Genomic DNA, 14,511 nt, shown 5'->3' on the forward strand with positions numbered 1-14,511 from the left:
TGGCAGTCCTTTTTCTTGAGATGTCCCAAAACCTCGACACCCGATAAATCGGGAAGCAAAAGGTCCAGTAAAATGATGTCCGGAGGATCCTTAAAAATCTCTATCAGTGCCTCGTTGGCCAGATGAACATAGGTTACGTCATAGCCTTCTTTGCTTAAGACTTTTTCCAAAGACCAGCAGATAAGCTTATCATCATCAACAATGAGTACTTTGCCTTTTATCATAAAATCAACTCACGCTTGACATTTCGCTGTACGGAAGAATAATGGTGAATTGCGTTCCCTGTCCCGGTGAACTGATAACGGATATCGATCCGCCATGCTGTTCAACAATCCGCCGGGCAATGGCCAATCCCAGTCCCGTACCCTGATGTTTGGATGTAAAAAAGGGCTGGAATACCTTTTTTAAATTCTCGGGCGGAATACCGGGACCGGTATCCGCAAAAACGATCTCAATGACTTTTTTCGAATGCGGTGAATCTTCCCTGATCCGCGTGGTTATGGTCAACCGCCCTGAATGATTCATTGCCTGCAGGGAATTCAGAATAATATTCATAAAAACCTGTTGCATAAGAGCCGGATCAAATATCAATTGTTTCGAGGTAATTCGAAAATCGCGCACAAGTGTAATTCCAGAGAACTGCCCGCTGCGCAGGCAGAGCATCAAGGCTCGTTCAATTACATCGTGGATATCAAAGGGTTGAAATTTGGGTTCGCTGGGTCGCGCGTAGGTCAGGAAATTTTCAAGGGAATTGTCAAGCCGCTTAATCTCTTTTTGAATTTCATTCATCACATCGTAGTGAGGATCATTCTTATCCAGTTCGCTGGCCAGAACCTGAACGGCACCCGAAATTCCTGCCAGTGGGTTGCGAATTTCGTGGGCAATACCGGCTGCCAGCTCCCCAAGAGCGGCCAGTCTGTCTGCATGCTGCAATTCGTTCTCGTGGCTGACGGTCAGCTGGCGTATGGAATCGGCAAGGCGCTGCACCATGGCATTAAAACTTTTTCCCAGATGTCCAATCTCATCCCTGCGGTTGAATTTTACCCGCACATTCAGATCACCCGTCTCAATTTTTTGCATGGCCCGGGACATTTCCTTCAACGGTCGGCTAACAATTAATCCGAGAAGAAGACTTAGCGTAATGGTCATCACTAAAAAAATGACGATCCCGTTTCCAATCATTAATTCCCGAAACAGCGAAAAATCCCGCATAAATTCGGAGAGGGCTACCCGTACCTGCAAAATCCCGTTGATTCGTGTGCCCGGATCGTGGCATTTATAGCAAGCCGGTTTATTCAAAATCGACTGTTGCGCAACCAATATATCCGATTTTTGAATGTGCTCTTTAAAAATAATTACGTCAGATTTATTTATTCCCCCCTTTTCAAGTTTCAGTTTTTTGCCAACTTTGGTACTGTCTGTGCCAACCAAAATCGTTCCAAGAGAATCCGCAATGAACATTTGAACCTCATAGTGCGGATATGAACGAATAAGACTAAATGACCGGTGTATGCTTGGAATATGACCATTTTGCATGGCCATTGAAATATTTTTTGAAATTTTCTCACATGCCGTTTTTAATTTATGCTTTGTATTTTCCAACAATTGATGTTCCAATGATCCGACGGCAAACCAGGTCGAAAGTCCCACAGCTATCGCTACAACCGCTATGGTGCTGACAATAATTTTAAATTGTATGCTGGCAAATAATTTCTCAGACAATTTCCGGATTGCTTCTGAAAGCGCCATGTGCATTGAATTCTTTCCAATATGGTTTTAAGAAAATAGGGGGCTTTTTTGATCTGCTTGCTCCAAAAAACCTTAAATGGTTGGCAAAATCGCCCGTTTCCGTCTTTTTGGCCGCTTGATTTAACCCCAAAAACGCCATGGCACCACTGGCGTCCTGCTGAATAACTTAATCGGCACAAGCCTTTATTTTCAAAAGAGAACTCTTCTCTAAAAAATCAAACTATTTCCCACAATCGGGGACGAAGGCCTGGCAAGATATATTTGTCATGTTTGAGCCTGACAGGAGCACGATCCGCTAAACAGCTCCTACGGCTCGTAAAATGGCCTTCGTTACCAATTCAGCAGCCACTTCCCCCACTAAATTAACATCAGCGTCTTTTTTTCCGTAACTTAAAGCAAACACCAAATCGCCATCGTACATAGTGTGGGCCGGACGAATCGTTCGGCCAATGCCATTTTGGGCCATTTGGGCCACTTTGTTAATTTCCTCTTTTGTAAAGCGCGCGTTGGTAGCCACGACCGAAAGTGTGGTATTTTCCGACGGAAGAGGGGAGTCAAAGGACTGTTCTTTCATGAAATTTACCGTATCCAGGAACCCCTCCCCTCCGGGATGTTTGGCACCGGCCACAATTTGTGCGTTTGAGGGATCCACAACATCACCCAGGGCATTAACCACAACCAGAACACCGACAATAATCCCGTTTTTTAAGGCCTCGGAGGCCATTCCGACGCCCGCCGGCATGGCGAAATCCATTCCCAGAATTTTTCCCACCGTGGCACCGGCACCCACCCCAATGGATCCCATCCGGTCTTCATCATTCCGTGCGTTTAAACAGGCCTGATAACCCATTTCTTTGTCCGGTTTCACGCCCGAATCTCCCGCCGCCAGATCAAAAATAACAGCAGACGGAACAATGGGAACGCGAATCCCCCGGGCATCGTACCCCTTGCCGCGTTCTTCCAGAAATTTCTGCACCCCTCCTGCGGCATCCAAACCAAAGGCCGACCCGCCGGCAAATACAACCGCGTGAACCCTCTGCACCAAAAATCCGGGTCGAAGCAGCTCCGTCTCGCGGGTACCCGGCGCAGACCCCCGCAAATCCACACCGCCAACCGCCCCTTCTTCGCACAAAACGACCGTACAGCCGGTTTTGGCCGTTTCATTTTGAGCATGGCCCACACGAATTCCCGGTACGTCGCAAATGGAATTCATTGGATTACCCTCCCGCCATTCTATTTAGTGGAAGACCGTATTCACTCGCTTCCCTGAAAATGAAGTATCTGTATTTTTTAAGATAATCAAACCGCCGCTCAAAATCAAGGTGAGACTGGGATTTTTAAGCACCACCAAATTAATATTGCTTTTCAAACAAAAGATTGGTATGTTTTACCACATTCGTAACAAAACGGGAGAAGTAAAAATGACAAAAGGCAAACAATTTCAATTTGGGGATAGCGAAATCAAAATCCCGCCCATAAAGGGGAAGTGGATTACATTTGGCATTCTGGCCATTTTAGCACTCATCTTCCTGAGCTCCTCATTTTATCAGATTGGACCGGACGAGGAAGGCGTTATCCTCCGATTCGGAAGGTACGTCAGAACCACGGAACCCGGTTTACACGGGAAAATCCCCTTTGGGGTGGAATCGGTCAAAAAAGTCAAGGTTAAATACATTTTCAAAGAAGAGTTTGGATTTCGCACACTAAAGGCTGGTGTGAGAACGATTTATTCCAGTCAACGCTTTGACAATGAATCCCTTATGCTGACCGGGGATTTAAATGTAGCTGTGGTGGAATGGATTGTCCGCTATCGAATTAAAAACGCACGGGATTTCCTGTTTAATGTGCGCAATCCGGAAAAAACCCTTCGGGATATTTCTGAGGCAGTCATGCGGGAAGTGGTCGGCGACCGACGTGTGAGCGAGGTTCTCACCGTCGGCCGGACGGAAATTGCACAGAACGTGCAGCTTCAAATTCAAAAAATCATGGACACGTACAAATCGGGCATTAAAATTGTGACAGTAAAGCTTCAGGATGTGAATCCACCGGATCCGGTCAAACCGGCCTTTAATGATGTAAACGAGGCCAAGCAGGAAAAGGAACGCATGATCAATCAAGCCTGGGAAGCGTACAACAAGGCCATTCCCCAGGCAAAAGGTGAGGCCGAAAAAACCATTCGGAATGCCGAGGGGTACGCACTGAATCGGGTGAACCGTGCCAAAGGAGATGCCAACAATTTCATTCAGGTCTGGCGGGCGTACTCACAGGCAAAAGACGTCACACGGCGTCGTTTGTACCTTGAAACCCTTCAGGATGTTCTACCCAAGATACAAAATAAATATATTATTGATCCGGAAATTAAGGGCATTTTACAGACCCTGCCATTGATTCGGGGAGGGAAAAAATGAAAACGAAAACGATTATTCTCGCTATTGTTGGAATTCTTGTTCTGATTACATTCGCCAACGGATTTTACACCGTCTCCGAAACCGAGCAGGTGGTTATTACACAATTCGGACGCCCTATTGGGAACGTGATTAAAACGGCCGGTGTTCACTGGAAGATTCCTTTTATTCAGGATGCACATTTTTTTGAAAAACGCATTCTGGAGTGGGATGGAGACCCCAATCAAATTCCCACGAAAGATAAAAAGTACATCTGGCTGGACACTACGGCGCGCTGGAAGATCTCCGATGCCCTGCGATTTTTACAATCTGTGGGAAATGAGGTTGGGGCACAGGGAAGTTTGGATGACATCATTGATGCAGCCACCCGCGATGTGGTTTCCGACCATCTTCTGGTGGAAGTTGTGCGAAATTCCAATCGCCCTGCCGGTGCCGCCGATACCGAACTGATGCAGGATTCGACCAAAGTGGTGGAAAAAATCAACTTCGGGCGCGAAAAAATCACCCGAATGATTCTGGCCATTGCCGACAGCCTGGCACCCAAATTTGGAATCGACATCATCGACGTACGAATTAAGCGCATCAACTACGTAGAAGACGTACGGAAGAAGGTGTACGAACGGATGATTTCGGAACGGAGACGCATCGCCGAACGATACCGTTCGGAGGGCAAGGGCCAGATGGCAGAGATTGAAGGAAACATGGAAAAGGAGCTGAAGCGGATTACGTCTGAGGCCTACCGGACAGCCGTGGAAATCCAGGGGAAGGCAGATGCCCAGGCTACACGGATTTATGCCAATGCCTACAACCGGGACCCGGAGTTTTACTCGTTCCTGAAAACGCTCCAGACCTACAAATCGTCACTGGATTCCACCAGCACCATCGTGTTTTCAACCCGGGCCGATTACTGGAAATTTTTGCGAACACCCAGAAAATAACGACTCTTTAATTAGGATGAGGGTGTTTTATAAGTAATCCGCTTGTGAACGCACAATCTTGATCGGGAAAAATCTTTTAAAAATCAAAAAAGACCGGCAGACAGCCGGTCTTTTTATTTATTCGCATCATTAACCTTGCGAAGGTTCTTACTATTCGGTTTTGGAATCATAACCTTCCCAAGGTTGCTTTCCACAAGGGCGATTTGTGAATCGCCTCTGCAACCAATCATTCACACATTCGCGGCTTTTGGATCAAATTCAAAACTCCTGCAGAATCTCCTTCAGCCGCCGCGCATTGCGCACCGCATTGGCCTCAGGATCGTTGTTGAAATAGGCGAATACCTCCCGCCCCTCTTCCTGAAATGCCTTCATTTTTTCCGCCCAGAAACGCAGCTCATCGTCCGAATAACTGTAGTGAATCCACTGGTTCTGCCCGTGAAAACGAAAGTACACAAAGGGAGCCGTTGCCTTCACCAGAATCGGAAAATCGGGCGCACTCACGATACAAAAGCCGGCCTGGTACTCTTCCAGCAAGACCAGCGTTTCCGGTACGAACCAGGTGCTGTTTCGGAATTCGAACGCACAGCGTACTCGTTGAGGCAAGATTTTCAGGAAATTTTCCAGTCGTTCCAGGTCGATTGAAAAGCTGGGTGGCAGCTGAAAAAGCAGGACACCCGCTTTTTCTCCCAGCAGGTGCATGCGCCACGTCATGACCTTCGTAATGCCTTCCACATTGGAAAGTTTTGAGCGATGCGTGATCTGGCGGTTGGCTTTCAGGGTAAAAAGGAAATCCTCCGGAACCTGTTCCGTCCATTTTTTTACGGATTTCTCAGGCGGAATGTGATAGAATGAGTAATTGATTTCAACGGTGTTAAAGTGCCGGGCGTAAAAGGGCAGATAGTCCCTCGGCTTTAAATCTTCGGGATAAAAATCTCCCTTCCAATGGGGGTAGCTGTAACCGGAAGTACCAATGTAAACATTTGGCCATGCCATTGAATATCACCCGTCTGGTTAGTAAGAACGTGCACCAATAAAAAATAGGAAATTTTTCATTTAAATGCCACAAGCAAATCTCTTTCGACTGCATTTACGGGATTAGATAAAAGCATCTGTTCCCAAAAGCCCTTGCCCACAGATTTCGCAGAGTCTCGCAAATTGATTCTTGGGAAAGTATTTGACGGTTCCGAAGACAGTTGTGACTGATCGCAGGCCCTGATTTAAGCTTAAATGGAGCCAAATTTGTCCCGGGGATTCAATTTTTTATTTGGATTTCAGGCCTTTTTCCCTTACATTGTTTACGGATCAGGGGATGACAACCGCCTTGAAAATGGCTGTTTAGGGTTGATTTTGTGATCGGATCGGCGGTAATTTCGATTTTTCAAGTAAACATTAGACTTGTTAAAAAAATTCGCGTTGCGGAAAAATATCCGCAGAAGAGCCTCTCCCCCAATCTGGAAACGCGCATGATTCAAATAAAACTCACTCATTTGGAAAAAATGGAGGACGCTCCTCTTAATGATTAAAAGCTTTCTCGAAACTTATGGACGGGCAGGAAAAACCTTTTTCACCTATTACGGCAAGCTCACAAAAATGTCCGTTCAAAGTTTTCTTGCCATTCGAAAATTACACATCTATCGGCCACAGATTATCGACGAATTCATTGTCATTGGCCGGCGTTCATTTCCCATTGTTTCCATTACCGCGATTTTTATGGGACTGGTTTTGGGGGTCCAAATCGGAACCCAGATGAGCTCGATGACGGCCAAATATGTGGAAGGCGGGCTGGTCCTGAGGGCAATCCTTCTTGAAATGGGACCCGTAATCACGGCTGTGGTCATTGCCGGGCGGGCGGGTGCCGGAATTGCCTCCGAACTCGGAACCATGGTGGTCACGGAGCAGGTTGACGCCCTGCGGACCATGGCGATCGACCCCATTGAAATTCTTGTGATGCCGCGCCTGATTGCCGGTATTTTTGCTATTCCCGCGCTGACGGTCTTTTCCAATGTTTTCAGCATTTTTGCCGGATTTATCTCAACCAAATTTGCCATTAATCTGGACTACGACGGTTTTGTTAAAGGCATGCGCATGGCCTTTCACGGACATGATGTGTTTATCTCCCTCTTTAAATCCCTTATTTTTGGAATTGTTCTCATTCTTCTGAGCTGCTTTTGGGGGCTCAATTCAGGCAAAGGCGCCCGCGGCGTTGGGCTGGCCACGACGTCGGCCGTCGTCAGTTCCCTGATTGCCATTTTTGTTCTGGACTACATTATTTCGGCGTTGCTCTTATGATCCGTCTAAAAAACGTTCATAAAAGTTTCGGGCAAAAACGCGTTCTGGATGGCGTGAATCTGACGCTGGAAGAAAAACAGATCACCACGATAATTGGCATGAGCGGCACCGGGAAAAGCGTTCTCCTGAAGCATATTATCGGGCTTCTGAAACCGGATGCCGGGGATATTTTTGTGGATGAGATGTCCATTACCCGCATGAGCGAAGATGAATTAAATCGGAAGCTACGCATCAAAATGAGCATGGTTTTTCAGGAAGCCGCTCTGTGGGATTCACTCACTATTTTTGAAAATATTGCCCTGGCCCTTCGAATCCACAAGCACCTGACATCAAGAGAAATTGCCCGTCTGATTCACGAAAACCTGGAACTGGTGGACCTGCGGGACATTGAAAATGCGTATCCAATCGAACTTTCCGGCGGAATGAAAAAACGTGTGGGAATCGCCCGGGCCATTGCCATTCGCCCAAAATATTTACTCTACGATGAGCCCACCACCGGATTAGACCCGATTAATGCTTCAATTATTAACAAACTTATCGTTCGCCTCAGCCACGAATTGAGTATGACATCCATCGTTATCACACACGACATTCACAGCGTGTCCAAAATAGCCGATCGGATCGCCATGTTGGATCATGGCAAAATTATTGTTGATATTCCAAAAGAACAGATGTGGACACACGATGATCCAATATACGTCAATTTCATTAAGGGTCACATAGGAGCTGTACTATGAACAAAACTTTTTCAGATGAGTTGTTAATTGGTATCGGCATGACACTGGCTACCCTTGTCGTCATTGTCGGCGTGCTCTACCTGAGTAATTCGAATTTTCTGAAGAAAGGGCTGGGAATCGATATGATTGTTCCCGAAGCCGGAGATTTAACCACAGGCGATGATGTGTTCATGCGCGGCGTTAAGATTGGTTCCGTTAAAACGATTTCCATTCAAAACGGTTCCGTGGACGTACACTTGAAAATCGAAAAAGTCAAGAAAATTCCAAGTGATTCAAAATTTGTGATTGAACAAAAAAATATTCTGGGCGAAAAAATGGTCACCATTCGGCCCGGAATTTCAAAAAAATATTTGCAGGATATGGCCGTCGTACCCGGCACCATCGATAAGGGACTCTCACGAATTACGGGAAAAGCCGAGCTGTTATCCGACCAGATTCTGGAACTGGTAAAACAAACCCAGCGCCTTCTGGACGATCGAAAGGATGACAGTATTCCTTTTGGCATCAAGCACCTCAATCAATCGATCCAAAGTATTGAATCCCTTTTAAATCAGAACAAGGCTCAAATCCACACGGTTATCGAGAATCTGAAGGCCGGAAGCCAGCAATTCAAGGCCCTGCACGATACGAGCAAGCAATCCGTAGCCCGGGTGCTGCAGAATTTAGAGGATAATACGGCCAAACTTTCCCTTCTGCTTTCCCGTACCCACCGGGCGGCTCAATCTCTCGACAGCATTCTGACGTCCATAAATAGAGGCCAGGGCACACTGGGAAAACTGGTGAAAGAGGATTCCCTCTACAATCACATGAACCGGACCTTTAAAAACCTGGACTGGATTCTGGGCGAGGTCAAAAAAAATCCGGATAAATTTTTCAATGTAAAGGTCAAGCTGTTTTGAACAGTGGAGGATTCACGGGTTACAGCTACAAAATCACAAATGAATAAACCCAAGTCTTTACGGTGATTTTTTTCAAATCGGCCGCGAATGCGCGACTAATCGGTGGTGCGATTCCTGAATCGCCCCTACAAATTGGCATTTGCAAAACCGCGAAGCGGTTTAACATTTGTAGCAACACACAAAAAAAGAAAAACGAACCCGCCCGGGCGGGTTCAACAAAATAATCAAAATGTCCGTGGCACTTCAAACGTGCCGGGGACTTATGTAAATCCTAATAAGCCATCCCCATTATGAATATCTATTCTCTTCCAGCCGTTATCGCATTCACGATTAATTTCAGTCTGGCGGTTCTTGTCTTTCTGGACAATCCCCAAGACTCTCTCAAACGCTGGTTTTCGGGGTTTGTTCTTATTTTTGCCATCTGGAACTTTTCGGAAATCATTATTTTAAATTCTCCCCAATATGAAAAGGCCCTTTTGGGAGCACAAATTCTTTACCGAGCACTTTTTCTGGCACCTGCCTTTTTCCTGATTATTTCTTATCTTTTTCCCAAACCAAACCGGAAATTTCAGCAAAATGGCTGGCTTGAGGGGCTGATCCTTGCTCTCCCCATTCTGGCATTGGTGGTGTCATTTCCAAACTTTACCGTTGAGCTTCAACCTCTAACAGCGTTTAAAAACATTTATTATTACCGGATTAAAATTGCACTCACGCCCGCCTTTCTTTTCCTTCTCACTATTGCCTTTACCTACATGGGTTGGGGCACGATTAATTTAATGAAAAAATTGAAAAAGGCCCGAACCAATCGGGAACGGAATCAGATTCGTTTTCTTTTAGTGGGCGTTTTAAGCATCTTTCTCATTTACATTCTGGTCAATGCCTTCCACAGCTATTACAGCAAATTGTTTTCCTTTTATTTTTTCTCCACACTGCTCACCCTTTTTGTCAGTTTTTTCTTTTTTGCGGCTATCATGCAGTACAAAATCCTTCGAATTTCGCGGATCATCACCGGCGGACTTACCTATTCCTTGCTTTCCAGCTTGATCCTTGCGGTTTATTTTTTGATTGTCCGCGGGCTCAGCGAGAGCTTGGGTCAACTTTTTCAATTGAATTCTTTCTTATTTGAAGCATTCTTGATTTTGCTTCTGATTTTGCTCATCCGCCCTTTTGAAGCCCGAATTCAGCATTTTATTGATCGGCTGCTTTATAAACAGATTTACACCTATCGTCGAAAATTCCTGGATTTTAGTCGGGATCTTCTGGTCTATCATAGCCGGAATACATTCTTCAAAAAATTAGTTCGTTTTATTCAAAATGTCTTCAAGACTCGCCAGGTTTTAATCTTTTTGAAGGATGAAAATTCAGGATATTACAAACTCTGGAACAGGAAGCTTAATGCGCCTCCCCTACCGGAACATAATCCCCTTGTCAAACATCTGACACGGGCACAATCAGGCGTTGAGTTTTTTGATTTGGATCACAAAAATATTCCAAACGCCCTAATAGATTTTCTTTCCAGCCAAAAAGCATCCCTTTTTCTTCCGCTTATTTATGAAACGAATCTTCTCGGTTTTATGGTTTTGTCCGAAAAAACCAACCAAAAAACCTATTCGCAAGAAGAGATCGAAGTCCTGTCTATATTCAGCAACGAAATGGCTAACACCTTTATTCGTAACCAGATGATTGACGAAATGCGTGAAGAAGAACGGCAACAATCCCGCATGCAGCGTCTGGCAGCTATCGGACAGCTGACCGCAGGAGTGGCTCACGAAATCAGAAATCCCCTGAACACGATTGCCACCTCTGCAGAAACCCTTATCAAACGGAAACTGGATCCAGAATCTGAGAATGAATTAAAATCCTACATTCTGGAAGAGGCCAATCGTCTGAACCGCATTCTGAATGATTTCCTGAAGCTCTCTCGAATCCGCAAGCCTGAGCTTCTGGAAATTTCCATTGAGTCATTTCTGGAAAAAATCGCCCTCGACATCCAAACCCGAATCGATGAGAGCATCTCTTTTCAAGTGGAAAATCATCTTCGACGGAAGCGCCTGACCATAGATCCTGATTTACTGCACCAGGTTTTGTTGAATCTCAGCCTGAATGGGATCGATGCCATTCGGGAGCGGCAAAAAAATGAACCATCGCTCCATGGAATGCTGAAGATTCATTTACGAAAACGAAAATCAAATCTTGTGATTGTGGTGGAGGATAATGGATCAGGAATTCCAGAAGAATACCAGGGTCGTATTTTTGACCCCTTTTTTACGACCAAGCCGGAAGGAACCGGTCTCGGCCTACCGATTTCCTACAACATTGTGGAAACAATGGGCGGGAAAATGGGATTTGATTCCACAACGGAGGGGAGCCGATTTTTTGTGGAATTTCCTATTTTTTCAGGTAAATCCTGACAAGCATTGGGTAAACTCTTTTTAAATGAAGCCGCCAATGCATGAATTAACCGTGCAGGGCGATTCATGAATCGCCCCTGCGAATTGGCATTTGCAATGGATTCTTCCTGTTTTGGTTATTGAGGAATTGAAAATTGGAATTTATCTGACCATTGAAATTTGGGGCCTGGATTTTTCCCGTGCAAAAATATTTTTTGTGAGGAAAACACGTATGTCAAACGATTCGTCAAAAAACACATCAACTTCATTTAAACCCGTGCTTTTGGTCGTAGATGATGAAGAGAAAACCCGACGCATTTTGAAAATCAATCTTCAGGAAAAATACCACGTGCTTCAGGCTCAAAATGGGCAAGAAGCCCTGGCAATTTTAGAGAACGAACCCGTGCATCTGGTATTGACAGATTTGCGCATGCCGGTCATGTCTGGCCTGGAGCTGCTACAGCAGATGCAGAAACTCAATTTGAATATCCCTGTGATTATCATTACCGCATACGGCACGGTGGAAAATGCCGTAGAAGCCATGAAAAAGGGCGCTTACGATTACATCCTCAAACCCATTCAAATTGACGAATTGGAAATGACAATTGAAAAATCCCTGAATTACGGCAATTTGCTGAACGAAAATGTCTACCTTCGGCAGCAGCTTAAGCAGTACGAAGGATTTCGGGATATTATTACAATTAATCCGGGAATGCGCCAACTCATGGAACTCATCCGGCAGGTAGCCCCCACACGTGCTACGGTACTAATTGAAGGAGAAAGCGGCACCGGGAAAGAACTTTTCGCCCGCGCCATTCACTATTTGAGTCCCCGGGCCGAAAAACCTTTTATTGAAATTAACTGTGGCGCAATCCCCCACGAGCTTCTGGAAAGCGAACTCTTTGGCCACGAAAAAGGTGCTTTTACCGGAGCCATTGCCCTGAAAAAAGGGAAGTTTGAAATGGCCAACCACGGTTCTCTTTTTCTGGATGAAATCGGAGAGTTGCCCAAGGAACTGCAGGTTAAATTGCTTCGGGCCCTGGAATAACAGCGTTTCACGCGGGTGGGTGGAGTACAGCCAATTCAAACGGATGTCCGATTTATTGCTGCCACCAATCGAAATCTGCGGGATGAGATTTCAGCGGGCACTTTTCGGGAAGATTTGTACTACCGACTCAAAGTTGTCTACATTCGAATTCCTCCTTTGCGGGAACGCACCGAGGACATTCCCCTGTTAGTTCAGCACTTTTTGAAAAAACACGAAACAACAGTTGGAAAACATGTCAGTCGTGTAACACCTGACGCCCTTGAAATACTTCAAGGGTACAAATGGTTTGGCAATGTGCGGGAACTTGAAAATGTTATTATGCAAGCTATGATCTTTTCGCAAAGCGACACCATTACATCCGAGGCTTTGCCTTCCGAGATTGTCCAATCAGTGGAGAAAAATTCAAACCGAATTCCCCAAACCAAAGAGGAATTACAAAGAGAAAAACAGCTTCGCTACCAGAAAATCAATGCCCAACTGGAATATGCCTTTTTAAAAAATATTTTGCAAAAAGCTCGTGGGAATGTTTCTGAAGCAGCTCGAATAACCGGTTATGATCGCCGCCAGATTCAAAATCTCCTTAAAAAATATTCCCTCAATCCGGCGAATTTCAAATAGACCCCGGAACAATTCGACAGTAAAATAGAAGCAGCGCTTTACTGCGAAATTCAATTTCGCATCATTATTTCTTTATTTACAAAAACTTAATTCTCCTGCTTCAGGAAACCGTGAAATCTCCTTTCCCAGAATCGATGGAATAAACAAGCCACCCCAAAATGCACTGTTTGTCATTCCCTTTAATTATCAAGAAGTTACGTCTGTCGGAGATTCTTGGCACACCTTATGCAATAAGCAATAGTGAATGTGAAAAAAGCAAAATGAAGGTAATCACCTAAAATTGAGGAGGAAGAAAAATGTGGCAAGCATGGACAACAGGAATTTTGGGATTGTGGCTCATCGTGGCAGCGTTTTTAAAACTGGGTCCCACGGGCGTGTTGTGGGATAATCTGATTGTCGGTATTATTGTGGCAATTGCCGGATTCGCCATGGTGAAAGTAAAATCCTGGCAGGGCTGGACTGCCGGAATACTGGGGTTGTGGTTGATTGTGGCGGCATTCATTCCCTCGCTTCGGGCCTATTCCCCCAATCTCTGGAATGACCTGATTGTGGGAATTCTGGTCGCCATTGCCGGTTTTGGCGGCTTAGGCGGCAACAAATAGGATAAAATGTCCTAATAAAATGTCCCCGGCACTTCAAACGTGCCGGGGATTTGTGTAAATCGAAAAACAAATTCATTTCCCCTTGATTCCTACCCAAAATTTTCATAAATTCTTGCACAATCGTGCAAGAATCCCAGACCTTTCATCGAAGAAGGATGATTCTATCATGAGAAAAAGTGCGCGCATGTCTGACCCCCGAAGCCGCTTTTTTATGGCACTGGCCTGCGACCAGCGCCTCAAAATCCTGGAACTGCTTCGGGAGAAGGAACGCTGTTCCTGCGAGCTGGTCCCGCTGCTAAAACTGGACCCGTCTGTCGTTTCCCGGCATCTTTCCCTCCTGCGAGAAGCAGGTATGATCGAAGGCCGAAAAGAAGGCATTAATATTTATTACGCCATTACTGATAAGCGCGTATTCGATTTACTGGACATTTCAAAACAGATTATTCAGGATTGGTTTGAAAAACGCCGGAAGCTGTTTGAAATGATTTAACTGGACCCTTTGCAGCCACAAAGACTCGAAGACACAAATCTTTCATATCTTGACTTCTTGGTGTTTTTGTGTCTTCGTGGCCAAAATTTTTAAGATCAAATGAAAAACTTTTGAGCGAAGAATTGGAGGCATAAAATGAAAGTCGCAGTTGTAACAAATGACGGTGAATTTGTGAGTCAGCATTTTGGACGATCCCGCTACTATGCGGTATACACCATAGAAAACGGACAGGTTCTGGAAAAAGAGCTCCGTGAACGCACGGTGGGTCATTTTGATCCCAACCGCAATCCACAAGCAGAGTCCACCGATCAGCATTTGGATTCCGAAGGACGCCACGGCTACGGCG

The 14,511-nt window shown here is 45.4% G+C and carries 15 protein-coding genes; 11 read left to right on the plus strand and 4 right to left on the minus strand.

Features of this window, described 5'->3' with window-relative positions; translation table 11 throughout:
* The 3 genes from GXO76_11065 to GXO76_11075 form a co-directional block, all read right to left on the minus strand.
* On the minus strand, positions 1-224 hold a 224-nt coding region (locus GXO76_11065), incomplete at its 3' end, for a response regulator (protein ID NOY78395.1).
* A 4-nt stretch (positions 225-228) separates the two neighbouring features.
* The gene (locus GXO76_11070; GenBank protein ID NOY78396.1) at positions 229-1,749 is read right to left on the minus strand and encodes a HAMP domain-containing protein; all 1,521 of its coding nucleotides are present in this window, start codon (positions 1,747-1,749) and stop codon (positions 229-231) included.
* A 295-nt stretch (positions 1,750-2,044) separates the two neighbouring features.
* Positions 2,045-2,962 carry a P1 family peptidase gene (locus GXO76_11075; GenBank protein NOY78397.1) on the minus strand — a complete coding sequence of 306 codons (918 nt, stop codon included), beginning with the start codon at positions 2,960-2,962 and terminating at the stop codon, positions 2,045-2,047.
* 208 nt (positions 2,963-3,170) lie between these two features.
* Between GXO76_11075 and hflK the strand changes: the two genes are divergently transcribed.
* Positions 3,171-4,157, plus strand: coding sequence for an FtsH protease activity modulator HflK (hflK, locus tag GXO76_11080; protein ID NOY78398.1), 987 nt, complete (start codon positions 3,171-3,173; stop codon positions 4,155-4,157).
* Entirely contained in the window at positions 4,154-5,092 is a 939-nt protein-coding gene (hflC, locus tag GXO76_11085; protein ID NOY78399.1) for a protease modulator HflC, read from the plus strand. The genes hflK and hflC overlap by 4 nt, the downstream gene beginning before the upstream one ends.
* A 258-nt stretch (positions 5,093-5,350) precedes the next feature.
* On the opposite strand, the gene GXO76_11090 is transcribed toward hflC, so the two are convergent.
* Positions 5,351-6,085: a DUF72 domain-containing protein gene (locus GXO76_11090; GenBank protein NOY78400.1), complete on the minus strand. Its 735-nt coding sequence runs from the start codon at positions 6,083-6,085 to the stop codon at positions 5,351-5,353.
* 522 nt (positions 6,086-6,607) lie between these two features.
* Between GXO76_11090 and GXO76_11095 the strand changes: the two genes are divergently transcribed.
* The 9 genes from GXO76_11095 to GXO76_11135 all read left to right on the plus strand — a co-directional run.
* Positions 6,608-7,381 carry an ABC transporter permease gene (locus GXO76_11095; GenBank protein ID NOY78401.1) on the plus strand — a complete coding sequence of 258 codons (774 nt, stop codon included), beginning with the start codon at positions 6,608-6,610 and terminating at the stop codon, positions 7,379-7,381.
* Positions 7,378-8,118 (plus strand): ATP-binding cassette domain-containing protein, encoded by a 741-nt coding sequence (locus GXO76_11100; protein NOY78402.1) that lies wholly within the window; start codon positions 7,378-7,380, stop codon positions 8,116-8,118. Before GXO76_11095 ends, GXO76_11100 begins: the two co-directional genes overlap by 4 nt.
* Positions 8,115-9,017, plus strand: coding sequence for an MCE family protein (locus GXO76_11105; GenBank protein ID NOY78403.1), 903 nt, complete (start codon positions 8,115-8,117; stop codon positions 9,015-9,017). Before GXO76_11100 ends, GXO76_11105 begins: the two co-directional genes overlap by 4 nt.
* A gap of 290 nt (positions 9,018-9,307) precedes the next feature.
* Positions 9,308-11,428 (plus strand): hypothetical protein, encoded by a 2,121-nt coding sequence (locus GXO76_11110; GenBank protein NOY78404.1) that lies wholly within the window; start codon positions 9,308-9,310, stop codon positions 11,426-11,428.
* A gap of 211 nt (positions 11,429-11,639) precedes the next feature.
* Positions 11,640-12,455, plus strand: coding sequence for a sigma-54-dependent Fis family transcriptional regulator (locus tag GXO76_11115; GenBank protein NOY78405.1), 816 nt, complete (start codon positions 11,640-11,642; stop codon positions 12,453-12,455).
* Positions 12,456-12,470: 15 nt separating this feature from the next.
* Positions 12,471-13,073 carry a sigma-54-dependent Fis family transcriptional regulator gene (locus GXO76_11120; protein ID NOY78406.1) on the plus strand — a complete coding sequence of 201 codons (603 nt, stop codon included), beginning with the start codon at positions 12,471-12,473 and terminating at the stop codon, positions 13,071-13,073.
* Positions 13,074-13,369: 296 nt separating this feature from the next.
* Positions 13,370-13,675: a hypothetical protein gene (locus GXO76_11125; GenBank protein NOY78407.1), complete on the plus strand. Its 306-nt coding sequence runs from the start codon at positions 13,370-13,372 to the stop codon at positions 13,673-13,675.
* A gap of 166 nt (positions 13,676-13,841) precedes the next feature.
* Positions 13,842-14,165 (plus strand): winged helix-turn-helix transcriptional regulator, encoded by a 324-nt coding sequence (locus tag GXO76_11130; GenBank protein NOY78408.1) that lies wholly within the window; start codon positions 13,842-13,844, stop codon positions 14,163-14,165.
* Between the two features lie 135 nt (positions 14,166-14,300).
* Positions 14,301-14,511: hypothetical protein (locus tag GXO76_11135; protein ID NOY78409.1), on the plus strand; the 211-nt coding region annotated here is incomplete at its 3' end.

The sequence above is a fragment of the Calditrichota bacterium genome, from assembly GCA_013151735.1.
GTDB lineage: Bacteria > Zhuqueibacterota > JdFR-76 > JdFR-76 > BMS3Abin05 > BMS3Abin05.